General features: G+C 44.3%; 20 protein-coding genes. 19 read left to right on the top strand and 1 reads right to left on the bottom strand.

Translation table 11 applies throughout. The features are described 5' to 3' along the window. Positions 1-4: 4 nt before the first annotated feature. The 18 genes from wcaM to ugd all read left to right on the top strand — a co-directional run bounded on the left by wcaM (position 5) and on the right by ugd (position 21,651). Positions 5-1,396 carry a colanic acid biosynthesis protein WcaM gene (gene wcaM, locus N2K86_RS14265; RefSeq protein ID WP_260659027.1) on the top strand — a complete coding sequence of 464 codons (1,392 nt, stop codon included), beginning with the start codon at positions 5-7 and terminating at the stop codon, positions 1,394-1,396. Positions 1,397-1,572: 176 nt separating this feature from the next. Beyond that, the gene (gene galF, locus N2K86_RS14260) at positions 1,573-2,469 is read left to right on the top strand and encodes a GalU regulator GalF (RefSeq protein WP_010431970.1); all 897 of its coding nucleotides are present in this window, start codon (positions 1,573-1,575) and stop codon (positions 2,467-2,469) included. A 373-nt stretch (positions 2,470-2,842) separates the two neighbouring features. Continuing rightward, a complete protein-coding gene (gene pseB / locus N2K86_RS14255; protein WP_047625690.1) occupies positions 2,843-3,841 on the top strand; it encodes a UDP-N-acetylglucosamine 4,6-dehydratase (inverting) in 999 nt (332 codons plus the stop codon). After that, positions 3,841-4,992 carry a UDP-4-amino-4,6-dideoxy-N-acetyl-beta-L-altrosamine transaminase gene (pseC, locus tag N2K86_RS14250; RefSeq protein ID WP_260659026.1) on the top strand — a complete coding sequence of 384 codons (1,152 nt, stop codon included), beginning with the start codon at positions 3,841-3,843 and terminating at the stop codon, positions 4,990-4,992. The genes pseB and pseC overlap by 1 nt, the downstream gene beginning before the upstream one ends. Further along, on the top strand, positions 4,993-5,703 hold the full coding sequence (gene pseF, locus N2K86_RS14245; protein WP_260659025.1) for a pseudaminic acid cytidylyltransferase: 711 nt from the start codon (positions 4,993-4,995) through the stop codon (positions 5,701-5,703). Then, complete coding sequence (pseG, locus tag N2K86_RS14240; protein WP_260659024.1) at positions 5,681-7,213, top strand: UDP-2,4-diacetamido-2,4,6-trideoxy-beta-L-altropyranose hydrolase; 1,533 nt, start codon at positions 5,681-5,683, stop codon at positions 7,211-7,213. The genes pseF and pseG overlap by 23 nt, the downstream gene beginning before the upstream one ends. Further along, complete coding sequence (gene pseI / locus N2K86_RS14235) at positions 7,213-8,262, top strand: pseudaminic acid synthase (protein ID WP_260659023.1); 1,050 nt, start codon at positions 7,213-7,215, stop codon at positions 8,260-8,262. The genes pseG and pseI overlap by 1 nt, the downstream gene beginning before the upstream one ends. Positions 8,263-8,303: 41 nt before the next feature. Further along, a complete protein-coding gene (locus tag N2K86_RS14230; protein WP_260659022.1) occupies positions 8,304-9,569 on the top strand; it encodes a lipopolysaccharide biosynthesis protein in 1,266 nt (421 codons plus the stop codon). Beyond that, the gene (locus N2K86_RS14225; RefSeq protein WP_260659021.1) at positions 9,544-10,941 is read left to right on the top strand and encodes a capsular polysaccharide export protein, LipB/KpsS family; all 1,398 of its coding nucleotides are present in this window, start codon (positions 9,544-9,546) and stop codon (positions 10,939-10,941) included. The genes N2K86_RS14230 and N2K86_RS14225 overlap by 26 nt, the downstream gene beginning before the upstream one ends. Beyond that, positions 10,942-12,267: a DUF6418 domain-containing protein gene (locus N2K86_RS14220; protein ID WP_260659020.1), complete on the top strand. Its 1,326-nt coding sequence runs from the start codon at positions 10,942-10,944 to the stop codon at positions 12,265-12,267. Beyond that, a complete protein-coding gene (locus N2K86_RS14215; protein ID WP_260659019.1) occupies positions 12,260-13,231 on the top strand; it encodes a glycosyltransferase family 2 protein in 972 nt (323 codons plus the stop codon). Before N2K86_RS14220 ends, N2K86_RS14215 begins: the two co-directional genes overlap by 8 nt. A 50-nt stretch (positions 13,232-13,281) precedes the next feature. Next, complete coding sequence (locus N2K86_RS14210) at positions 13,282-14,046, top strand: DUF4422 domain-containing protein (RefSeq protein WP_260659018.1); 765 nt, start codon at positions 13,282-13,284, stop codon at positions 14,044-14,046. After that, a complete protein-coding gene (gene glf, locus N2K86_RS14205; RefSeq protein WP_260659017.1) occupies positions 14,043-15,188 on the top strand; it encodes a UDP-galactopyranose mutase in 1,146 nt (381 codons plus the stop codon). Before N2K86_RS14210 ends, glf begins: the two co-directional genes overlap by 4 nt. A 14-nt stretch (positions 15,189-15,202) precedes the next feature. Continuing rightward, positions 15,203-16,639 carry an undecaprenyl-phosphate galactose phosphotransferase gene (locus N2K86_RS14200; RefSeq protein WP_260659016.1) on the top strand — a complete coding sequence of 479 codons (1,437 nt, stop codon included), beginning with the start codon at positions 15,203-15,205 and terminating at the stop codon, positions 16,637-16,639. 150 nt (positions 16,640-16,789) lie between these two features. Next, positions 16,790-18,196, top strand: coding sequence for an NADP-dependent phosphogluconate dehydrogenase (gene gndA, locus N2K86_RS14195; protein WP_047625678.1), 1,407 nt, complete (start codon positions 16,790-16,792; stop codon positions 18,194-18,196). A gap of 93 nt (positions 18,197-18,289) precedes the next feature. After that, entirely contained in the window at positions 18,290-19,375 is a 1,086-nt protein-coding gene (gene rfbB / locus N2K86_RS14190) for a dTDP-glucose 4,6-dehydratase (protein WP_260659015.1), read from the top strand. Beyond that, complete coding sequence (rfbA, locus tag N2K86_RS14185) at positions 19,375-20,256, top strand: glucose-1-phosphate thymidylyltransferase RfbA (RefSeq protein WP_260659014.1); 882 nt, start codon at positions 19,375-19,377, stop codon at positions 20,254-20,256. Before rfbB ends, rfbA begins: the two co-directional genes overlap by 1 nt. A 228-nt stretch (positions 20,257-20,484) precedes the next feature. Further along, positions 20,485-21,651: a UDP-glucose 6-dehydrogenase gene (ugd, locus tag N2K86_RS14180; RefSeq protein WP_216357561.1), complete on the top strand. Its 1,167-nt coding sequence runs from the start codon at positions 20,485-20,487 to the stop codon at positions 21,649-21,651. A gap of 52 nt (positions 21,652-21,703) precedes the next feature. Here the strand turns inward: ugd and N2K86_RS14175 are convergent, their stop codons facing one another. Next, positions 21,704-22,708: an NAD-dependent epimerase gene (locus tag N2K86_RS14175; protein WP_260659013.1), complete on the bottom strand. Its 1,005-nt coding sequence runs from the start codon at positions 22,706-22,708 to the stop codon at positions 21,704-21,706. A gap of 193 nt (positions 22,709-22,901) precedes the next feature. Between N2K86_RS14175 and wzzB the strand changes: the two genes are divergently transcribed. Next, entirely contained in the window at positions 22,902-23,882 is a 981-nt protein-coding gene (gene wzzB / locus N2K86_RS14170; protein ID WP_260659012.1) for an LPS O-antigen chain length determinant protein WzzB, read from the top strand. Positions 23,883-23,916 lie beyond the last annotated feature (34 nt).

Raw genomic sequence — 23,916 nt, 5'->3', positions numbered from 1 at the left:
TTGTATGCTGAAAAAGATTACCCGACGCCATTTTGTCTCTTCCTTATCCGTGCTGGCGGCAATGCCGCTGCTGTCGCCGCGCGCCGCGCGGGCAGCCACCGGAAGGACGGTCTCTGTGGAACAGTACAACAACAGCGACTGGATCGCCGCTTTTAAGCAGGCGTTCTCCGAGGCCGACACCGTTGTGGTACCCGCCGATCTCGTCTGTGACAACATCAATACCGGGATTTTTATCCCCGACGGTAAAACGCTCCTGATACGGGGTGGGCTCAAGGGCAACGGGCGCGGACGCTTTGTGCTTCAGGAAGGCAGTAAAGTTATCGCTGAGGGAGAAGGGCGCACGCACAACATCACGCTGGATGTCCGCGGCTCCGATTGCGTCATCAAAGATCTGGCGATGAGCGGCTTTGGCCCCGTCACGCAGATCTACATCGGCGGCAAAAAGCCGAGGGTGATGCGCAACCTTCTCATCGATAATATCAACGTGAGCCAGGCCAACTACGCCATTTTGCGACAGGGCTTCCATAATCAGGTGGACGGTGCACGCATTACTAACAGTAGATTTAGCCACCTGCAGGGTGACGCGATTGAGTGGAACGTGGCGATCAACGACCGTAACATTCTGATCTCTGACCATGTGATCGACAACATCAACTGCACCAACGGTAAAATCAACTGGGGGATTGGCATCGGGCTTGCGGGCAGTACCTACGACAATGACTACCCCGAAAAGCAAACCGTGAAGAACTTCGTGGTGGCCAATATTACGGGCAGCAACTGTCGTCAGTTAGTTCACGTCGAAAACGGTAAACACTTTGTCATTCGCAATATTAAGGCTAAAAATATCACCCCCGACTTCAGCAAAAAAGCGGGAATAGATAACGCCACGGTAGCGATTTACGGCTGTGATAATTTCGTTATTGATAATGTCGACATGGTCAATAGTGCTGGAATGTTAATCGGTTACGGCGTAATTAAAGGCAACTACCTGTCGATACCGCAGAATTTTAAGCTCAACGATATTCGCCTGGATAATCGGCAACTTGCCTATAAGCTGCGCGGAATACAAATTTCATCCGGCAACGCGACCTCGTTTGTCGCCATCACCAATGTTGAAATGCAGCGCGCGACGCTTGAGCTGCACAACAAGCCTCAGCATCTTTTCTTGCGTAACATCAACGTGATGCAGGAAGCGGCCGTGGGACCGGCGCTGAAAATCAAATTCGATTTGCGTAAGGACGTGCGGGGTAAGTTTATGGCCAAAGACGAAACGCTGCTGTCGCTGGCAAACGTTAAGGCCGTCAATGAAAAGGGGCAAAGCTCGGTGGATATTGACCGGGTTGACCAGCATGTGGTTAATACGGAACGGCTGAATTTTGCGCTGCCGAATAGATAATCACCCGCGGGCAATTTTGCGACGATTCCTGGTTGGATAATGTGATCTATTCAGATTACAACTACTGTAATTTGTGGTGCCTGGGCGTAACATGAATCCAGAATTACAGCAAAACGTACTGGCGAAAACAGGTTTAAAAGCTATAATTCGTCAACCATTTTAAGGTGGAAGAGATAATGATTAATTTGAAAGCAGTCATTCCGGTAGCGGGTCTGGGCATGCATATGCTGCCAGCCACCAAGGCAATTCCTAAAGAGATGCTGCCGATTGTCGACAAGCCGATGATTCAGTACATCGTCGACGAGATTGTTGCTGCAGGGATCAAAGAAATCGTTCTGGTCACGCACTCCTCAAAGAATGCGGTTGAAAACCACTTCGACACCTCTTACGAACTCGAAGCGTTGCTTGAGCAGCGCGTTAAGCGTCAGCTGTTGGCAGAAGTTCAATCTATCTGCCCGCCTGGCGTGACCATCATGAACGTGCGCCAGGCGCAGCCGCTGGGTCTGGGCCACTCGATTCTGTGCGCGCGTCCGGTCGTGGGTGATAACCCGTTCATCGTCGTTCTGCCAGATATCATCATTGATACCGCGTCTGCGGACCCGCTGCGTTACAACCTGGCGGCAATGGTGGCGCGTTTCAACGAAACGGGCCGCAGCCAGGTGCTGGCGAAACGCATGGATGGCGATCTCTCTGAGTACTCTGTCATTCAGACTAAAGAAGCGCTGGAGACGGAAGGGCAGGTGAGCCGCATTGTTGAGTTCATCGAAAAGCCGGATCAGCCTCAGACGCTGGACTCCGATCTGATGGCCGTTGGCCGTTATGTTCTGAACGCGGATATCTGGGCCGAGCTGGAAAAAACGGAGCCAGGCGCCTGGGACCGTATCCAGCTGACCGATGCAATTGCTGAACTGGCGAAGAAACAGTCCGTTGACGCCATGCTGATGACCGGCGACAGCTATGATTGCGGAAAGAAAATGGGGTATATGCAGGCATTTGTGAACTACGGGCTGCGTAACCTGAAGGAAGGGGCGAAGTTCAGAAGCCGCATTGAGAAGTTGTTGGCTAACGACTGATATTTTCTTACACGATCTGTATAAACGGTAGTCATCTTCAGGGTATGTGGATACATAACCAAAATGATGTCTGCCGTTTTTTGTTATTAATTCTAATAATAACATGGATTTATCTGATTCAAATCTCTCCAGATTTGTAACGATTTGTGCTTGTTTCTAAGGTCGTTTAGGACGACAATTAACGCCAGCTTTTGCAGTTGTCCAGCGCCAGCAAGCGTGCGGTGTCAGACTTCAGCATATGGAACATTTACCTTCTCTCAGTGCACTGGTAGCTGTTAAGCCAGGGGCGGTAGCGTGGAAAAACCCTTGCGGGGCTGGGTTACAATCTCTTCAATTGTAGCATTCAATAAGTTGATATTTTCTGGTGAAAAACATGTTTGATAATAAAACAATTCTGGTAACTGGCGGCACAGGTTCATTTGGCAATAAGTTCGTTCGCATGACGCTTGAAAAATATAATCCTAAAAAAATTATCATTTATTCACGTGATGAAATGAAACAGTGGGAAATGGCTAAGCATTTTAAAGATGAAAGTCGTATCCGCTTTTTCATCGGCGATGTACGTGATAAAGATCGTTTATACCGTGCATTGGATGGGGTTGATTTTGTGGTGCATGCAGCAGCAACCAAAATCGTACCTACCGCAGAATACAATCCATTCGAATGTGTTAAAACCAACATTAACGGCGCGATGAATGTAATTGATGCATGTATTGACAAAGGTATCGAACGTGTCGTTGCACTTTCGACTGACAAAGCAAGTAGTCCAGCAAACCTGTACGGTGCAACCAAACTTGCATCTGACAAATTGTTTGTGGCAGGTAATTCTTATTCGGGTGCAACCAAAACCCGCTTTGCCGTTGTGCGTTACGGCAACGTGATGGGTTCCCGCGGTTCCGTTATTCCTTTCTTCCTTTCCATCAAAGACAAGGGTGAACTGCCAATCACTGATGATCGCATGACCCGCTTCATGATCACCCTGGAGCAGGGCGTTGAGCTGGTATGGCATGCCTTCAATGATATGGAAGGCGGCGAGATCTACGTTAAGAAAATCCCTTCAATGAAAGTGACCGACGTGGCAACAGCCGTTGCGCCAGATGCTGCTCAGAAAGTGATTGGTATTCGTCCTGGTGAAAAACTGCATGAGCAGATGATCAGTGCTGAAGATGCGCATTACACCTATGAGTATCCTGAACACTTCAAAATCCTGCCTGCTATCCATAACTGGTGCGATTCCCCAGAACGTATTAAGGATGGCAAGCGCGTTCCAGAAGGCTTCGTTTACGAGAGTGATAGCAATGCAGAATGGATGAGCATTGAAGAGCTGCGTCAATGGATTGATGATAATCGTGAAAAAGTAGGCAATATCTAATGAAATTTATCCCCTATGGACGGCAGGATATCTCTGATGAAGATATCAATGCAGTAGTGGGCGTACTGAAGTCTGATTTCTTGACTCAGGGGCCTTGTGTTCCACAGTTCGAGCAGGCCATCGCTGATTACGTTGGCGTTAAGCACGCCGTTGCGGTAAACAGTGCAACGTCTGCACTTCATATTGCATGCCTGGCACTGGGGCTGAAAAAAGGTGACTGGCTGTGGACATCGCCTAACACCTTCGTGGCTTCGGCAAACTGTGGGCTCTATTGCGATGCAAATGTAAGCTTCGTGGATATCGACCCGCAGACTTATAACATGAGTGTTGTAGCGCTGAAAACCAAACTCATTGCGGCGAAAGCGGAAGGCAAGTTGCCTAAAATTGTTGTACCGGTGGCATTTGCTGGACAGTCATGCGATATGGAAGCGATCCATCAGCTTTCGAAAGAGTATGGTTTTGCCATTATTGAAGATGCATCACATGCCATCGGCGGCAACTACCAGGGAGCCAAAATTGGCAACTCCCGTTTTGCTGATATTACCATTCTGAGCTTCCACCCGGTTAAGATCATCACCACGGCGGAAGGTGGTATGGCGCTGACGAACAATGATGTACTGGCTGAAAGCATGCAGCTTTTCCGCAGCCATGGCATTACGCGTGACGGCGATAAAATGACCAAAGCATCTGAAGGTGGTTGGTACTACCAGCAGGTTGACCTTGGTTTGAACTACCGCATGACCGAACTGCAGGCAGCACTGGGTGTGACCCAGCTTAAGCGTATCGATGGATTTGTGGCGCGCCGTCATGAACTCGCAAAACGTTATCATACTGCGTTTGATGGCATTCCTGTGTCGACACCACTTCAAGCAGAAAGTGGCTACAGCGCATTACATCTTTACCCGTTAACGGTCAATGACCCTGGCATGCGTAAGCCATTATTCGATCACCTGCGTGAAAAAGGGATTGGTGTTAACGTGCACTACATTCCCGTTCACACTCAACCGTACTATGAGCAGTTAGGGCATAAAGCAGGGGATTACCCGGTCGCGGAGGATTACTATGCGCGTGCAATTAGCATTCCTATGTACTCCACGTTGACTGATGAAGAGCAGGATTACGTTATCCAGTGCATTCGGGAGTTCTTTTAAATGAATGTGGCAATCATTCCTGCGCGTGGTGGCAGTAAACGTATTCCACGCAAAAACATTAAAGAATTTTGTGGGAAACCAATGATTGCCTGGTCCATTGAAGCCGCTCAAAAGAGCGGCGTCTTTGATCGAATCATTGTATCAACAGATGATGACGAGATTGCTGAGGTTGCACGCCAATATGGTGCGGAAGTGCCGTTCATGAGGCCAGAAGAATTGTCGAATGACTTTGCGGGAACTATTCCTGTTATTCGCCATGCTACTGATTGGCTCATTAGTCACGATTGTGCGGTTGATTTCGTTTGCTGTATTTATGCTACAGCCCCATTTATCTGCGCTGAAGATATTGTTCTGGGATTAGGAACTCTCCAGGAGCGGCAAGGCGATTATGCTTTCACTGTTTCTAGATTTCCTTATCCCATTCAACGAGCACTTAGAGTCAGTGATGAGCAACGTATAAGTATGTTTTCACCTGATATGTTCCATGTTCGTTCACAAGATCTTGAAGAGTCGTGGCACGATGCCGGGCAATTTTACTGGGGGACATCCACTGCCTGGTTGAATGAAAAACCGATTTTTAGCGCAAATTCCTTCTCGATTGAACTTCCGCGTGAACGTGTCCAGGATATTGATACTCCAGAAGACTGGCGCGTAGCAGAGTGGTTGTTTAAAGCCATGGAGTTTAAAAATGAACGTGTTTCTGCGGGCTGATTCATCGCTTTCGATCGGTTCTGGTCATATAATCCGTTGTCTGAATCTAGCAAAGGGCTTAGAAAAAGCAGGAGCGCGATGTTCTTTCATTTCAAAAGACCACCCAGGCAATATTCTGGATAAAATAAAACAGGAAGGTTTTCCTGTCCAGGTCATCACAGTCTCCGACAAGTCGAGCACTTACATCAGAGATGAAAAATCCTGGCTCAATGGAAGTCAGTCTGATGATGCTGAGAAATTTATCGATTTAATTATAGATAGTTGTTTTTATCCAGACATTGTCATTATGGATCACTATTCCCTTGATCATGAGTGGGAAGTGATTGTGAAAACCCGTTTTCCTGACGTACATTTAGTGGTAATCGATGATCTTTGCAACCGACCGCATTGCAGTGATTTACTGATCGATCAAACATATATGCGTAGCGCGAAAGAATACGCACCGTTCAATAAAAATGAAGGTAAAATTTTAGCTGGCGCGAATTATGCCTTGCTTAATCCTGAGTTTCCACATTTAAGAAATCAATCAATTGATCGTAAAACGAAAATTACCTTGCCGAAAAGACTATTGTTAACAATGGGCGGAGTAGATGCTCATAATGTTGCTGGAAAAATGTTGGGTTTTCTTGAGCAGTCAGTTTTTGAAAACATAGAAAAAATCACTGTCGTATTAGGTACTGCCTGCCCATACCGCGCAGAAATTATCTCCCTTGCTAATAAATCGAAATATGATGTTGACGTCCTCGTCAATGTGTCAAATATGGCAGAATTGATGCTAGAACACGATTTTGCAATCGGCGCTATGGGGGGAACGACCTGGGAACGATGTGCTATGGGATTACCTGCAGTAAACGTAGCCATTGCGGATAACCAAAAAACCATTGCAAACAACTTGGCTAAAGCTGGTGCAATTGTGCTCTATGCTGATAATTTTAGCTCTGAAGATCTCAGAGTCGCACTCAATCACTTGATTAGGAATTATCACGAGCAACGTCTCCTTGCTATGAACATTTGCGATGGTCAAGGGCTTTACAGGGATATTCAGGAAATAGTTATTATGCCAGCTAAAGATGGCACTAATGTTACTCTTCGCCAGGCAACATTCGACGATATCGACTTTGTATATCAGCTTCAGTGTGAGCCCCAAACGCGTAAGTATGCGCGAAATCCTGACATTCCTTCTTATGATAATCATCTTCAATGGATGAAACGTAAATTAAATGCCGATGATTCGTTCTTTTATATCATCGAAAATGGTGGTGCATGTGGTGTTATTCGATTAGATCCAGTTGAGCATGCCTTTGCAAAATATGAAATATCGATTTTTCTGACATCTGCATGTCATGGTAGAGGCATTGCGAGTGCATCTATCAAACGCGTTTTGATGCTGCATGAGGGTATAGCTCTATTGGCAACGGTTTTATCAGAAAATTATATATCGCATCACTTATTTGAGCGTCTTGGATTTTACAAATTATCGCCTAGCGAATATATCAGCGAGAAAAATTAATGAACGAATTTATTACAATTAATGGCCGAAAAATTGGTAAAGATCATCCTCCTTATATTATTGCTGAGCTTTCTGCGAACCATAATGGTGACATCAACCGTGCATTTAAGATTATGGAAGAAGCGAAAGCTGCAGGTGCCGATGCCATAAAATTACAAACATACCGTGCTGATACCATCACAATTGATTGTGATACTGAAGATTTTCAGATACATGGCGGCTTATGGGATGGGCAAACCCTTTTTAATTTATACAAAGGGGCCCAAATGCCATGGGAATGGCACAAGCCACTGTTTGACAAAGCAAAACAGCTTGGTATTACTATTTTCAGTAGTCCGTTTGATTTTACAGCTGTTGACTTGCTTGAAGAGTTAGGGGCTCCGGCGTATAAAATTGCCTCATTTGAGGCGATTGATTTACCGTTAATCAAATATGTAGCCAAAACTGGCAAGCCAATGATTATATCAACAGGCATGGCAGACGAGCAGGAAATTCAGGAAGCGATTACAGCTGCTCGCGAAGGGGGATGCAAGGAGCTCGTCGTTCTACACTGTGTAAGTGGCTATCCGGCTCCGGCAGAAGATTATAATCTTGCAACCATACCTGATATGGCTGAGCGATTTGGTGTTATTACTGGTCTTTCCGATCATACCATTGATAATACAACAGCAGTGGCATCTGTAGTCCTTGGTGCCAACGTCATTGAAAAACACGTTACGCTGGATCGAAATGGTGGGGGGCCAGATGATAGTTTCTCGCTTGAGCCCGCTGAGTTAGTAGCGCTTTGTAGGGATGCTAAAACAGCCTGGAAAGCGTTAGGCTGTGTGAATTATGAACGTAAAGAAAGCGAAAAGGGAAATGTTAAGTTTCGGCGTTCACTTTATATTGTTAAGGATGTAAAAAAGGGTGAAAAGCTAACTACTGAAAATGTCAAAAGCATTCGTCCTGGTTATGGGCTTGCGCCAAAAAATTATGACGATGTAATTGGTAAAATTTCTACTCGTGATCTCACTAAAGGCACCCCACTTCAGAAAGAACATTTTAATTGAAATATTAACCAGGGACGGTTAAGAGTTCTTAGGATGGTGTAATGTTATTGAAAATAAAATTTCCAACATATCTATTTGATTTGTCTTTACGAATCGCTGCGCTTGGTGGTAAATTTTTGCTGATGATGGCTATTGCCAGATTCTTAACAGTTAAAGATGTTGGCGATTACGGGTTATATGTTAGTATAATAGTCATCTCACTTTATTTTGTTGGACTGGATTTCTATATTTTTTCAACTCGAGAGATGTTAGATCCAAAAGTTAAGAAAAAAACAGGTGAGATACTTTTTAATCAGTTTGTTTTTTTTGTTTTTAGTTATTTACTACTTGCAGCAGTTTGGCCTGGATTGTTGACTTTATCCGCAATAACTGGAGTCGGCGGATTGCTATTTGTTTTAACAATCACTGAACATCTTTCCCAAGAATGTTATCGTATACTAATTATTAAAGAAAAAATTACGCTTGCTAATTTTATATTATTTATTCGTTCAGGAATATGGTGTTATTTGTGTGTGCCATTGCTGTATTTCCAATTTATAAAGTTAGAACAAATATTTTATTTATGGCTTGTCTTTTCTGGAATATCCGTAGTTATCGGTGTTATCTTTATCGCAAAATTTGAATCGATATCATTTTATGATTTTAAAATTGACATTCAATGGTTGAAACGAGGTATAAAAACATCATTTCTTTTTTTTCTAGGTACGATATGTCTTCGGGTAATAAACTATCTTGACAAAGTTATTGCTGTTCATTTTATTTCGTCGCCCAATTTAGGGGTGTATGTATTCTTTTTTGGAATAGCGGCCGCCGTTCAGGCAATTATTGATGTTTTAGTCGTGACAAGATATTACCCTTCTCTAGTTAAAGCCGTTCAAGCTAATGATTGGGTGGGTGCGAAAAAAGCATTTGTAATATTCAAGCGGAAAATCTTCTTGTATAATTGTATCTTTTTTGCATTATCTATCCCAGCTACTTATCTAATAATTAAATTGACAGGTAAAGTTGAATATGCTGACCATTTCTCATGGTACATTTTAATTGTCATTGCAACATCTTTTTTAAATATGTCAATGCCATATCACTATGTGTTGTATTCGATGAAGAAAGATATATCCATCATTTGTATCAATGCAATGGCGTTGCTATTATTTGTAATAACTTCATTCGGCGGTGTTAAGCTACTTCCTGATAGTGGTATGCTTGCAATATTAATAGGTTTGATTGGTTCTAATCTATTTATCCTGATGGCTAAATATAAAACTTTTAAAAAGGAGTTCAATGGTGAAGGGCGTCATCTTAATTAATAATGCAATTTTCTCCCCGGTATTTAAAAAGCTGGCGATTGAATTAAAAAATAAAAATTTCGATATTACCATTGTTACCGATAGCTATTTTTCCATAAGAAAATATAAGCTTCATGAAGTTCAGTGCGAAATTATTTGCTTTGAAGAATATTCCAAAGCAGATAAACACACTGAATTAATGGCTCAATATGACAAGTGGAATATACATTCTGATTATGATCGTGATAACTATTATCATTCAATTAAATCTAGTGATAGCAATTTTTGGGGGCACGTCTCTAAGGATTTATACTGCTTTTTTGAAAGTGTTTTTAGTCAGCAAAAATTTGATTTTATTTTTTATGAAAACGTTTCAAATGGATTGGCATATACTGCAAATGAAGTCGCTAAAAAATTCGGCGTTCAGTATTTAGGCTTAACAGCGAGTCGTTTGCCTGGTAAGTCTTTATTTTCTTCTCTGGATGACAGTTTATCTCAAGAAATATTTAAGTTGACAGATACAATGCCTGAACTCAGTCAGGAAAAAAAAGCTGAGTTAAGTGAATATATTGATAACATTCAATATATCCAACCTGATTATATGAAAAATAACGGTCTTTCTTCCGTTAATTTTCTGAATAAAATTTTAAAGAAACGAGATTTTACTTTCATTACAGAAACTATCAGACAAACTATTGTCGGCAAAAATGTTTTGTTCCAAGTGGGAAATCCTTTATTAAAAAGCTTCCACATGAATTTCAGAGAAGTGAAACGATGGTTTTGTGTAAAAAAAATAAAGAATTTATTTAGCGAAGATCTTACATCGCAAGCCTTCTACCTATATCCATTACACTATCATCCAGAATCATCAACGTCTATACTTGCAAAATTTTATGATGAATATAATCTTATTCGTAATTTAGCTTTCAGTCTCCCGCATGGCAAATCTTTGGTGGTAAAAGATCATATATCTGCTACGGGATATGAAGGGTTAGAGTTCTATAAGAAAATCCTTAAACTGCCTAACGTTAAACTTGCCAATCCGAAACTGAATTCGAAAGAATTGATAAAAAAATCACTAGGGGTATTCACATTAACTAGTACGGTAGGCTATGAAGCTGTACTGATGAATAAGCCAGTTGCAGTTTTTGGTGATGTATTTTATATGGGGCACCCTCTTGTCCATCAATGCAAAGGATACCATGATATTATAAATGCCGTTCAGCATATTGATCAGAACCAATCTGCGAATTACAGCGAATACAATATCAGGTTTGTCGGTGCTTATGATTCGCTTTGTTTCCCACTAACAATAAATTATGCAAAATCCCCAGCTAATGAGTTTGTTGAAAAAATTAGCTCACAAATAATGCACACATTAAAGGGCCACTAAATGTTAATGTTGTGGTGCTGGATATGTTTGTTCATAGCAAGCTATATCTTCCATGGTTCAGAGATATTTAATCTGGTCATCGTACTGGGTTATATAGTAGTTCTTTTTTTGCTTTTAATGAAAAAAGAATCTTTTTTTATCATTAGTAGTTTCTTCTTGTGGTCGATCTTAACAACAGCCATAAGCGGTTTGATTCTTGAGACTGGTGTGTTTTTACCTGAACTTGGGGAAATGTCTACGGTAAATGGTGCAACTGCTATTAATCTTAGCTTAGCAGTAATAACCCTTTTGATTGCCTCGAATGTTTTTGTTTTCATGAATGATCGTATAATGGTTAATTTAAATACATCATTTTTTTTGAATGCAATTATAGAAAGAATATATCCAGTATTAGTGCTACTGGCCACTTTTGTCGTGATATTTTTCTTCATCAAGTTCGGTAGACCAAGCGACTACGGCCAGGACAGATTTTATTACTGGAATAACGTTGCTCCAGCTTGGGGCAATCTTATGCGATTGTTTGTGGAACAGTCAGTTTTTATTCTTGGTTGTATTTATGCAAGAACTAAGAGTAAAAATATTCTGGGAGTATTTCTTCTTGGTTTAATCTCACAAATTCTTGTTGGGGAAAAATTCACGGGAATCTTCCAGATGCTTCTTTTCTTCAGCGTATGTTTTCTTATCGCATCTAACAAAACAATCAGCAAAAAATTGTTTTCATTTAAAACTATATTATTTTTCTCAATTCTGGCCATTATTTTTATTATTCTGGTATGGACTAGCTATTTCTCACTTTCTGGAGATAGTTCGCTCGCATTTGAATCCCTGAAAACACGTATTGCCGCGCAAAGCCAGCTTTGGTGGTCGTTGACAGAAAGTGCGAAGAATGCTGAAATTGATATGTTGAATATTACTGGTAACTTTTTCGGTATTGGAGTTCAGCCTGAAAATACAGGCATGTTATATCTGATGGGGTTGGTAATGCCTCAGCAATTATTCAATGTTTACCAAGAAGCGGGAATTGCTTTGACGATGGCATTTCCTGCAAACATATTACTATTTTTTGGACCATTTTTTTCTATACTAGTATGCGCGATACTGGCAGTTTTCCTCGCACTGGCACTTTGGTTCACAGTTTATACGCTAAGAAATAGAGATTATATCTTGTTATTTATAGCGATGAAGGTATTCAATATCGCTATTCAGTTCATATTAATGGGTAGAGTATATCTTTTGTTTGAATGGAAAATCATTCTTTTACTGCTGCCTTTGATTTTTGCCTTGGTCGCACATACAAAAAACAGAGCTTATGGAACCAATGCCTGATATTTCTTTTATCATACCCGTCTATAATGTGTCTGCTTATCTTAGGGATTTTTTTTCGCCTTTCAAGCTTTGCACATTGTCTTGCGAAATAATTTTTATTAACGATGGTTCTACTGATTCGTCAGCTGAGATACTCAAACTGTTTGCTGAGGATGACCCGCGAGTAATTGTTTTAGATAAGGTAAATGGTGGCGTATCAACTGCAAGGAATCACGGTATTTGTCATGCCTCAGGAAAATTTATTTCATGTTTAGATCCGGATGACATAATTTCCCCAGTATTTTTTAAATATATAGACTTTTCAATCAAAAATTTTCATAATGTTGACACAATTATTTACCGCTATGAGAAATTTCTTGATGGTACAGGTGTTGAAGTATTAAATAATCATGAAGTTGATTTTTCTTCGTTTGAATATGTTCCGAAAAAAACGCTTTATGCTCTGCACAACTACCCCTGGATAAGAATTGTGCGGCGAGAACTATATAGAGATAATCTTTTTCCAGAAGGTATTATTTATGAGGATTCTGTAACGATTCCTCTGCTGAATGCTAGGGCTGTAAAAGTTCTAAGAATCAATGAAGTGCTCTATCATTACCGCATTAGAAAAGATTCGTTGACCAATTTTAATGTACTAAGAAATATGGAGTTAGTAAGTGCGCTCTCGCTTCTTGAGGAAAGAGTCGAAGGGTTCAATGAATATCGACCCAGTCTTTATGCTTGTGTTGCTCACTTATCGAGAAGTGCATTGATTACTTTATATAAAACATCTAAAGCAGATAGTTCTTCACTTATATTAAATAAAAATCAAGAGGTTATTTACACAAAATTTAATCGATATTCACTTTCTACAATATTGCAATGTGATGCTAACCGTCCAGACAAAATTTGTTTTGCACTTTTAAAAATGAATAAGATCGGTTTTTTCTGTTTCAAGATGCTGTACAAAATTATTAGTAAATAAAAAGGCGGGTCGGCCAATTTCTCTGGCAGTGATTATGTTAAAGGTAATAAATGAAAGTATTTGTAGTGTCTCATAAGCCTTATGAATTCCCAATCACTCGGGAATATGTGCCTCTTAAAGTTGGTATGTCGAGTGATGACATTTCTTCGAGTTACGAGCAAGATTGTGTAAGCGACAACATCACCCACCTGAATCCATCATTCTGCGAACTTACCGCAGCATACTGGATTTGGAAAAACGTTCAGGAAGAGGTTGTCGGCCTTGCACACTATCGTCGTTATTTTGCCTCTTCCACGAGCAACCTGACGGTAAAGGGCAAGCGTATTGCGTCTCCAGAAGAGATGGCGGATATGCTCAAAAGTGCTGATATTCTGGTAGCAAAGCCACGCAACTATTTCATCACCAGTATTAAAAGCCATTATATCCACGCTCATCATGAGTCCGACTATACTCAACTTCGTGACGAAATTATTTTGCAGCAGCCTGATTATGTCGCCGATTTCGACCATGTCATGGGTGGAACCAAAATCAGTCTTTACAATATGTTCGTTTGTAAAAAATCATTGATTGACGAGTATTTTGCCTGGCTCTTCCCGCTGCTGTTTGCACTGGAACAAAAAATAGATTACCAAAATTATGATGCGTACCAAAAACGCGTATTTGGCTTTATGGCAGAAAGACTTTTCAACGTATGGCTTTATCATCAGCGCGATCGGCTGAGCATCAAATATATGCCGGTGGTCAATATTGATGGTGAGAACTTGGTTTTGAAAGGTATTGGATTATTAAAACGACATTTTTGGGGAACAAAATGACAGTCGCTATTGTTGGAGCAGGTATCTCTGGGGCCGTTATCGCCAGGCTGTTAGCTGAGCAAGGAATATCATCCGTTGTTTTTGATAAGCGCTCACATATTGCAGGTAACTGCCATTCAGAACGTGATCCGCAGACGAATGTAATGTTACATGTTTACGGCCCTCATATCTTCCACACGGATGATAAAGAAGTTTGGGATTTCGTAAATGATTATTCAGAATTTATGCCTTACACCAACCGTGTAAAAGCTGTCTACAAAGGCAACGTTTATCTGCTGCCTGTTAACCTGCACACTATCAACCAGTTCTTCAATAAAACGCTGCGTCCGGATGAAGCTCGAGCCTTCATCGAATCAAAAGCGGATAAATCTATTGTTGACCCGCAGAACTTCGAAGAACAGGCAATAAGTATGATCGGCCGGGAGCTTTATGAAGCATTCTTCCGGGGTTATACGCGTAAGCAGTGGGGCGTTGAACCGACTGAATTACCGGCAAGCATTCTGAAACGCCTCCCATTGCGTTTTAACTACAATGATAACTACTTCAACCACAAATATCAGGGTATGCCTAAAGAAGGCTATACCGATATGGTCGCAAAAATTCTCGACCATGAACTGATCGAGGTGAGAACCGATACTGAGTTTTCTGCGGATGAAAGCAATGCCTACCAGCACGTATTTTGGTCTGGTGCACTTGATGGATACTTTAACTTTAGCGAAGGGCGTCTCGGCTATCGTACCCTGGATTTCGAAAAATTCTCTGCTGAAGGCGACTATCAAGGGACGGCGGTTATTAACTACTGTGAAGAAGACGTTCCTTATACACGTATCACCGAGCATAAGCATTTTTCTCCGTGGGAATCTCACGAAAATACCACGTGCTACCGTGAGTTCAGCCGTTTGTGCACTGAAAACGACGTTCCTTATTACCCAATTCGCATGGTAAAGGAAAAAGAGCTGCTCAACCGTTACCTGGATAAAGCTCAGGCGCTAAGCAATACCACGTTTGTTGGACGCCTTGGCACATATCGCTATCTGGATATGGACGTTACTATTCGCGAAGCCATTGACGTTGCCAAAAAATATCTCGAATGCCAAAGAAATCAGGAGCCAATGCCTGTATTTAATATTAATCCTCGTTAATTTCAGGTGTTGTCATGGATACGGATAATTTTTTGAATAAATATAACCCGTTGCTATGCAAGGTTTTTCTGGCAGCCTCGGATTTTATTTTTTTTAATATCTCTCTCGCGCTTTCCATCGGTTGTGTGTACTGGATCTTTAACGATCTGTATCGGTTTATCCCGGACAATCAGCTGGAGATGCGTATCATCTCCCACGTCGTTTTAAGCGTGATCTGCGTGGGATGGTTCTGGGTTCGGTTGCGGCACTATTCTTATCGCAAACCATTCTGGTTTGAGTTGAAGGAAATCATCCGCACAATTGTTATTTTTGCCGTCTTTGATCTGGCCCTTGTGGCCTTTTCTAAATGGCAATTTTCACGATATGTGTGGGTTTTTTGCTGGACCTTTGCATTAATCTTGCTGCCATTCTTCAGAGCTATGACCAAACATCTTCTGAATCGTCTTGGTATCTGGAAGAAAAAAACGATCATCATTGGAAGCGGGAGTAATGCTGTAGAGGCTTATTTCGCTTTACAGAGCGAAGAAATGTTAGGTTTTGATGTCGTCGCATTTTTCGACGAGGAATCAACAGAACCGGTGCTGCAGGGGCTGCCCGTTCTGCGCGATCCTAATATTCTTTGGGAGATGAAGAAAACCGGTGATATCCATTTCATCGTTGCCTTTGAAATGGAAAACAGCGATAAAACGATGAATTGGCTGCGAGAACTGTCGAAGAAGGATTGTCGATCGGTGACGGTCATTCCTTCTCTGCGCGGGCTGCCGCTATACAATACCGATATGTCATTCATCTTCAGCCATGAAGTGATGCTGTTACGGATCCATAATAATCTGGCAAAACGTACCTCTCGCTTCCTGAAGCGCACGTTCGATATCGTTTGTTCCTCACTGATCATCCTGATATCGTCGCCACTGCTTATTTACCTTTGGTACAAGGTCACTCGCGACGGTGGACCGGCAATCTACGGGCATATGCGCGTCGGTAGGCATGGCAAACTGTTTCCATGCTACAAGTTCCGTTCGATGGTGATGAATTCCCAGGAAGTCCTGCAAAAACTTCTCGATTCAGATCCTGCCGCTCGTGAAGAGTGGGATCGTGATTTTAAGTTAAAAAATGATCCTCGAATCACTTCAGTAGGTCGCTTTATCCGGAAAACGAGCCTGGATGAACTGCCTCAGTTATTTAATGTTCTTAAAGGACAAATGAGCCTGGTGGGGCCACGTCCCATTATCTCGGAAGAGCTGCCTCGCTATGATGATAACGTCGACTATTACCTGATGGCGAAGCCCGGTATGACGGGTTTATGGCAGGTAAGTGGTCGTAACGATGTAGATTACGATACGCGCGTCTACTTTGATTCTTGGTATGTCAAGAACTGGTCGCTTTGGAATGACATCGCAATTTTGTTCAAAACAGTGAAAGTCGTTCTTCATCGTGATGGTGCATATTAATGCATCAATAATAGGGTTTTATACCCATTAAGTTCATTCTCAAGAAGACATCTATTGCTACCTTCTGGCCTCTATCCTGAGTTAACATGTTCTTCACTTTACCCGCCGACTCCGTTACGGCGGGGTATCCACACCTGACAGGAGTATGTAATGTCCAAGCAACAGATCGGCGTTGTCGGTATGGCAGTGATGGGGCGCAACCTGGCGCTCAACATCGAAAGCCGTGGTTATACCGTCTCCGTTTTCAACCGCTCCCGTGAAAAAACTGAAGAAGTGATTGCCGAAAACCCAGGCAAGAAACTGGTTCCTTTCTATACGGTTAAAGAGTTCGTTGAGTCCCTGGAAACGCCTCGTCGTATCCTGTTAATGGTGAAAGCGGGCGCAGGTACAGATGCAGCAATCGACTCCCTGAAACCTTATCTGGATAAAGGCGACATCATCATTGATGGCGGCAATACCTTCTTCCAGGACACTATCCGTCGTAACCGTGAACTGTCTGCCGAAGGCTTCAACTTCATCGGTACCGGTGTGTCCGGTGGTGAGGAAGGCGCTCTGAAAGGCCCATCCATCATGCCTGGTGGTCAGAAAGAAGCGTACGAGCTGGTCGCACCTATCCTGACCAAAATTGCAGCCGTTGCTGAAGATGGTGAGCCGTGCGTAACCTATATCGGTGCAGACGGTGCAGGCCATTATGTGAAGATGGTTCACAACGGCATCGAATACGGCGACATGCAACTCATTGCTGAAGCGTATTCCCTGCTAAAAGGCGGCCTGAACCTCTCCAACGAGGAGCTTGCTGAGACTTTTAGCGAGTGGAACAAAGGCGAGCTGAACAGCTACCTGATCGACATCACCAAAGATATCTTCACCAAGAAAGATGAAGAGGGTAAATACCTGGTTGATGTGATTCTGGATGAAGCAGCAAACAAAGGTACCGGCAAATGGACTAGCCAGAGCTCTCTGGATCTGGGCGAACCGCTGTCTCTGATTACTGAATCCGTATTCGCTCGCTACATCTCTTCTCTGAAAGAGCAACGCGTTGCGGCATCCAAAGTGCTGTCTGGCCCGCAGGCCAAGCCAGCAGGCGACAAAGCTGAGTTCGTTGAGAAAGTGCGTCGCGCACTGTACCTGGGTAAAATCGTTTCTTACGCGCAGGGCTTCTCTCAGTTGCGTGCCGCTTCTGACGAAAACAACTGGGACCTGAACTACGGCGAAATCGCGAAAATCTTCCGCGCTGGCTGCATCATTCGCGCGCAGTTCCTGCAGAAAATCACCGATGCCTACGCAGAAAATGCGGGCATTGCGAACCTGCTGCTGGCTCCGTACTTCAAGAAAATCGCGGACGAATATCAACAGGCGCTGCGTGACGTCGTTGCTTACGCTGTACAGAACGGTATTCCAGTTCCAACCTTCTCTGCTGCGGTGGCGTACTACGACAGCTACCGTGCTGCCGTTCTGCCTGCCAACCTGATTCAGGCTCAGCGTGACTACTTCGGTGCGCACACCTATAAACGTACCGACAAAGAAGGTGTGTTCCACACCGAATGGCTTGATTAATCCGATCTCGGTTTAGCCATTTCACTAAGCCCGGTAGCGATACCGGGCTTTTTTGTCCCGCCCAATCCACTCACTTTTAATGGAATAGATTGCGTGAAAATTCTTGTTACTGGTGGTGCCGGTTTTATCGGCTCTGCTGTCATCCGACATATTATTAGCAATACACGGGATAGCGTTGTTAACGTTGATAAACTGACCTATGCCGGTAACCTGGAATCCTTGCGTGAGGTAAGCGATAGCGACCGTTATGTTTTTGAGCATGCTGACATTTGCGACAAAAATGCAATGGAGCGTATTTTTGCTGCTCACCAACCCGATGCAGTAATGCATCTGGCGGCAGAAAGCCATGTCGATCGTTCAATTACCGGGCCTGCGGCGTTCATTGAAACCAATATTGTCGGTACTTACGTCCTGCTGGAAACCTGCCGCGCTTACTGGTCATCACTGGATAATGCGGCAAAAGCAGCATTTCGTTTTCATCATATATCGACTGATGAAGTTTATGGTGATTTACCTCATCCGGATGAGCAAGCTGTTTCCACGCCGTTACCGCTCTTCACAGAAACAACGTCATACGCACCGAGTAGCCCGTATTCCGCATCCAAAGCGTCCAGCGATCATTTAGTCCGGGCGTGGGTCCGTACTTACGGCCTGCCGGCAATAGTAACTAACTGCTCAAACAATTATGGGCCTTTCCACTTCCCGGAAAAACTTATCCCGCTTGTCATTCTTAATGCCATTGAGAACAAGCCGTTACCGATTTACGGGAAGGGCGATCAAATTCGTGACTGGCTGTATGTGGAAGATCACGCCCGTGCGCTTTATACCGTTCTGACAACAGGCAAACCCGGCGAAACGTATAATATCGGTGGTCACAACGAGAAGAAAAATATTGAGGTTGTACACACCATTTGCGATTTGCTGGATGAAATTGTTCCGAAGGAAAAATCATATCGCGAACAGATAACCTATGTCGCAGACCGTCCTGGCCACGACCGCCGTTATGCTATCGATGCGCATAAAATTAGTCATGATCTGGGCTGGACGCCCAAGGAAACCTTTGAGAGCGGTATACGTAAAACGGTCGAATGGTATTTAAATAATTCAGAATGGGTTTCTAATGTTAAAAGTGGTGCCTATAAGAGCTGGATTGAACAGAATTATGGAGAACGCAGGTAATGACGAAGCGTAAAGGTATTATCCTGGCGGGCGGTTCGGGCACTCGACTTTATCCCGTAACAATGGCGGTGAGTAAGCAGCTGTTGCCCATTTATGACAAGCCGATGATCTACTATCCGCTTTCAACGCTGATGCTCGCAGGTATTAAAGATATTCTTATCATCAGCACACCGCAGGATACCTCTCGCTTTGAGCAACTTCTGGGTGATGGCAGTCAGTGGGGGCTGCGCCTCCAGTATAAGATACAGCCAAGCCCTGACGGTTTAGCTCAGGCGTTCATCCTTGGTGAAGAGTTTATCGGTGAGGACAACTGTGCGCTAGTTTTAGGGGATAATATTTTTTATGGTCACGATCTCCCCCGATTGCTTGAGGGCGCCGCCAGCCAGGAAGATGGAGCGACCGTATTTGCCTATCACGTCAGCGATCCAGAACGTTACGGCGTGGTTGAGTTCGACAAAGAGGGTACAGCGATAGGTCTTGAAGAAAAACCTCAGCATCCGAAAAGTAACTACGCCATAACGGGCCTCTATTTTTACGACAACGATGTCATTGAGATGGCGAAGAGCTTAAGCCCTTCTGCGCGGGGCGAACTGGAAATTACCGATATCAACCGGCTTTATATGCAGCAGGGAAGATTATCCGTTGCGATGATGCGACGCGGTTATGCATGGTTGGATACTGGGACGCACCAGAGCATGATTGAAGCGAGTAACTTCATCGCCACTATCGAAGAGCGGCAGGGGTTGAAAGTGTCTTGTCCTGAAGAGATTGCATTCCGCAGAGGCTTTATCGATGAGAAACAACTTCGTGCACTTGCAGAGCCGTTGAAAAAGACCGGCTATGGGCAATACCTGCTAAATCTGACTAAGGGATTAGTCTGATTTGAACCTGCTTGTGATAACGTCTGCGGCCTCGTGAAAAAGCGCAATGTTGCTGGAAGAAAGGCGCTTCGAGCCCTGTTCAGGCAACCTCCAGTCAGGGGGAAGTGCGTCTGTCCGCCCAGGGATAACCTTGACAGTGAAATAGCGTTAGCGATAAAAAACCACCAGTTAATCATTGTGGTGACTGTTTGAATGTCACCAGAAACTCATACTGAAGAAGCCAAACGAATGAAAATAACCATTTCCGGAACAGGCTATGTTGGCCTTTCAAACGGTATCCTGATTGCGCAGAACCATGAAGTGGTCGCGCTGGATATTGTACAGGCCAAAGTGGATATGCTTAACCAAAAGAAATCTCCGATCGTCGACAAAGAGATCCAGGATTATCTTTCAAATAAGCCGCTGAATTTCCGCGCGACGACGGACAAAGAAGACGCCTACCGCGACGCAGATTTCGTCATCATCGCCACACCAACGGATTACGACCCTAAAACTAACTACTTCAACACCTCAACCGTGGAAGCGGTGATCAAAGACGTTATCGCAATCAACCCAAAAGCGGTGATGATCATCAAATCGACCATTCCGGTAGGCTTCACCAAATCGATTAAAGAAGAGTTGGGTATTGATAATGTCTTCTTCTCGCCAGAGTTTCTGCGCGAGGGCAGGGCGTTATACGATAACCTGCACCCATCCCGTATCGTGATCGGTGAGCGCTCTGAGCGTGCGGAGCGCTTCGCCGCACTGCTGCAGGAAGGCGCAATCAAGAAAGATATTCCGGTACTGTTCACTGACTCCACCGAAGCCGAGGCGATCAAGCTCTTCGCCAATACCTATCTGGCAATGCGCGTGGCCTACTTCAACGAGCTGGACAGCTATGCAGAGAGTCTGGGCCTGAACACCCGCCAGATCATCGAAGGCGTGTGCCTCGACCCGCGTATCGGTAACCATTACAACAACCCGTCGTTTGGCTACGGCGGTTACTGCCTGCCAAAAGATACCAAGCAGCTGCTGGCAAACTATCAGGCGGTGCCAAACAACCTGATTTCTGCGATTGTGGATGCCAACCGCACGCGTAAAGACTTCATCTCTGATTCTATCCTTGCGCGTCAGCCGAAAGTGGTGGGCGTCTATCGTCTGATCATGAAGAGCGGCTCTGATAACTTCCGCGCATCTTCCATTCAGGGGATTATGAAGCGTATTAAGGCGAAAGGCGTGCAGGTCATTATCTATGAACCCGCGATGCAGGAAGACGAGTTCTTCCACTCCCGCGTGGTCCGCGATCTGGACGCTTTCAAGAAAGAAGCGGATGTGATTATCTCGAACCGTATGGCGGAAGAGCTGGCAGACGTGGCGGATAAGGTTTATACCCGCGATCTGTTTGGTAGCGACTAATCACCCGTCTACCGCACATAAAAAACCCGGCTCATGCGCCGGGTTTTTTGTATTAAACCTTATAGAAATTACGGTACCAGTCGACAAAGTTTTTCACTCCATCTTTTACCGAGGTCTGCGGTTTAAAACCAATCACGTCATATAACGCCTTCGTATCGGCGCTGGTTTCCAGTACGTCACCGGGCTGGATGGGCATCATGTTTTTCTCTGCCTTTTTACCTAACGCATCTTCCAGCGCGGTAATGTAATCCATCAGCTCGACAGGCGAGCTGTTACCGATGTTGTAGACGCGATACGGTGCGGAACTGGTCGCTGGTGAACCGGTCTCGACGGTCCAGTTCGCATCAGCCTGAGGGATCACATCCTGCAGGCGGATGATCGCTTCAGCGATATCATCAATGTAGGTGAAGTCACGCTTCATCTTGCCGTAGTTGTAGACATCGATACTCTTGCCTTCAATCATCGCTTTGGTGAACTTGAACAGCGCCATGTCCGGGCGTCCCCACGGACCGTACACCGTAAAGAAGCGAAGCCCGGTCGTCGGCAGATTGTAGAGATGCGAGTAAGTGTGCGACATCAGCTCATTGGCTTTTTTGGTCGCCGCATACAGTGAAACCGGGTGATCCACTGAGTCGTCAGTTGAGAACGGCATCTTACGGTTCAGCCCGTAAACGGAGCTGGAAGAGGCATACAGGAGGTGCTGAACCTTGTTATGGCGGCAGCCTTCCAGCACGTTGAGATGGCCAACCAGGTTAGCATCTGCATAGGCGTGCGGGTTTTCCAGCGAGTAGCGTACGCCAGCTTGAGCGGCCAGGTGGATCACACGGTCAAATTTCTCGTTGGCGAAAAGCGCGGCCATACCTTCACGGTCGGCCAAATCCAGCTTGTGGAAGGTGAAATTATCGGCGTTGAGCAGATCCAGACGTGCCAGCTTTAGGTTCGGATCATAATAGTCATTCAGATTATCAATGCCGATGACCTGATGGCCAGCGTCCAGTAGTCGCTTGCTGACATGTGAACCGATAAAGCCTGCTGCGCCCGTTACCAAAAATTTCATATCTTTCCTCGTTAACGCTTCGTTCTTGTTGATGCCTGAGGCATCAGAATTTGTCTATGATAGCGCGTAGCGCATAAGTTACATAACCCATCTTTCCGATATAACTCATCGAATTCCTATAGAAAAATCCCCAGCAACAGATAAACTACGTAAACATAATTTTTTTTTGCCCTTTTCATCTGTTAGGGATTGTATGACACAAAACAACAATAGCCTGGTCACTCGCAGTACTGACCCGGAGCAAATTGATTTACTTGATTTAGTGCTGCAACTGTGGCGTGGAAAGTGGGTAATTGGGGCGTTTATCGCTGTCTTTATCGTATTAGCAGGCGTATATATTACGGTAGCAAAAGAGAAATGGACCTCATCTGCTATCATTGCCCAGCCCGATGCGGCTCAGATTGCGACTTACGCAAATGCACTGAATATCCTTTACGGTGGTGCTGCACCGTCAATGCTCGATATTCAGAACCGTGCCATTGGCCGCTTCAACTCTTCGTTTTCAGCTTTAGCTCAGGCGCTGGAAAACCAGGAGATTTCAGAGAAGCTGACCATCGATTCTACGGTTAAAGGACAGGCATTGCCTTTAACCGTCACCTATCAGGGTGAATCCGCCGAAGCGGCTCAAAAGCAGCTGGCGCAGTACATCCAGCAGGTTGACGAGCAAACCGCAAAAGAGTTGACTCTCGACCTCAGAGACAACATCAAGCAACAGATCACCACGCTGAACGACTCCCTGGAAAACCAGGAGAAAGTGTCTCAGGAGCAAAAAGATCTGCGTATCAAACAGATCACCGAGGCCCTGAAAAACGCAGAAGCGGCAAAAATCACGACGCCTCAGATTCAGCAAACTCAGGATGTAACCCAGGAAACCATGTTCCTGCTGGGAAGCGAAGCGCTGAAGTCAATGATTGATAACGAAGCGTCTCGTCCACTGGTTTTCTCTGGCGCTTACTACCAGACCAAACAAAACTTACTGGACATCCAGAACCTGAATGTGAACCCGGACACCATTCACGTTTACCGTTATGTGATGAAACCGAATTTACCTATCCGTCGCGATAGCCCGAAAAAAGCCATCACCCTGATCCTTGCCGTACTGCTGGGCGGGATTATCGGTTCGGGTGTGGTTCTGGGCCGCAACGCGCTGCGCAACTACAAGCCAAAAGCCTGATTCGCAGACAAAAAAAGACCGGGTTTCCCCGGTC

The sequence above is a fragment of the Enterobacter mori genome (assembly GCF_025244905.1).
GTDB classification, from domain to species: domain Bacteria; phylum Pseudomonadota; class Gammaproteobacteria; order Enterobacterales; family Enterobacteriaceae; genus Enterobacter; species Enterobacter mori_A.
This window is presented reverse-complemented; position numbering and strand designations above follow the sequence as displayed.

Excerpts from the sequence above, each read along its gene's own strand:
- wcaM (WP_260659027.1), top strand. The coding sequence starts at position 5 with ATGCTGAAAAAGATTACCCGACGCCATTTTGTCTCTTCCTTATCCGTG.
- galF (WP_010431970.1), top strand. The coding sequence starts at position 1,573 with ATGATTAATTTGAAAGCAGTCATTCCGGTAGCGGGTCTGGGCATGCAT.
- pseB (WP_047625690.1), top strand. The coding sequence starts at position 2,843 with ATGTTTGATAATAAAACAATTCTGGTAACTGGCGGCACAGGTTCATTT.
- pseC (WP_260659026.1), top strand. The coding sequence starts at position 3,841 with ATGAAATTTATCCCCTATGGACGGCAGGATATCTCTGATGAAGATATC.
- pseF (WP_260659025.1), top strand. The coding sequence starts at position 4,993 with ATGAATGTGGCAATCATTCCTGCGCGTGGTGGCAGTAAACGTATTCCA.
- pseG (WP_260659024.1), top strand. The coding sequence starts at position 5,681 with ATGAACGTGTTTCTGCGGGCTGATTCATCGCTTTCGATCGGTTCTGGT.
- pseI (WP_260659023.1), top strand. The coding sequence starts at position 7,213 with ATGAACGAATTTATTACAATTAATGGCCGAAAAATTGGTAAAGATCAT.
- N2K86_RS14230 (WP_260659022.1), top strand. The coding sequence starts at position 8,304 with ATGTTATTGAAAATAAAATTTCCAACATATCTATTTGATTTGTCTTTA.
- N2K86_RS14225 (WP_260659021.1), top strand. The coding sequence starts at position 9,544 with ATGGTGAAGGGCGTCATCTTAATTAATAATGCAATTTTCTCCCCGGTA.
- N2K86_RS14220 (WP_260659020.1), top strand. The coding sequence starts at position 10,942 with ATGTTAATGTTGTGGTGCTGGATATGTTTGTTCATAGCAAGCTATATC.
- N2K86_RS14215 (WP_260659019.1), top strand. The coding sequence starts at position 12,260 with ATGCCTGATATTTCTTTTATCATACCCGTCTATAATGTGTCTGCTTAT.
- N2K86_RS14210 (WP_260659018.1), top strand. The coding sequence starts at position 13,282 with ATGAAAGTATTTGTAGTGTCTCATAAGCCTTATGAATTCCCAATCACT.
- glf (WP_260659017.1), top strand. The coding sequence starts at position 14,043 with ATGACAGTCGCTATTGTTGGAGCAGGTATCTCTGGGGCCGTTATCGCC.
- N2K86_RS14200 (WP_260659016.1), top strand. The coding sequence starts at position 15,203 with ATGGATACGGATAATTTTTTGAATAAATATAACCCGTTGCTATGCAAG.
- gndA (WP_047625678.1), top strand. The coding sequence starts at position 16,790 with ATGTCCAAGCAACAGATCGGCGTTGTCGGTATGGCAGTGATGGGGCGC.
- rfbA (WP_260659014.1), top strand. The coding sequence starts at position 19,375 with ATGACGAAGCGTAAAGGTATTATCCTGGCGGGCGGTTCGGGCACTCGA.
- ugd (WP_216357561.1), top strand. The coding sequence starts at position 20,485 with ATGAAAATAACCATTTCCGGAACAGGCTATGTTGGCCTTTCAAACGGT.
- N2K86_RS14175 (WP_260659013.1), bottom strand. The coding sequence starts at position 22,708 with ATGAAATTTTTGGTAACGGGCGCAGCAGGCTTTATCGGTTCACATGTC.
- wzzB (WP_260659012.1), top strand. The coding sequence starts at position 22,902 with ATGACACAAAACAACAATAGCCTGGTCACTCGCAGTACTGACCCGGAG.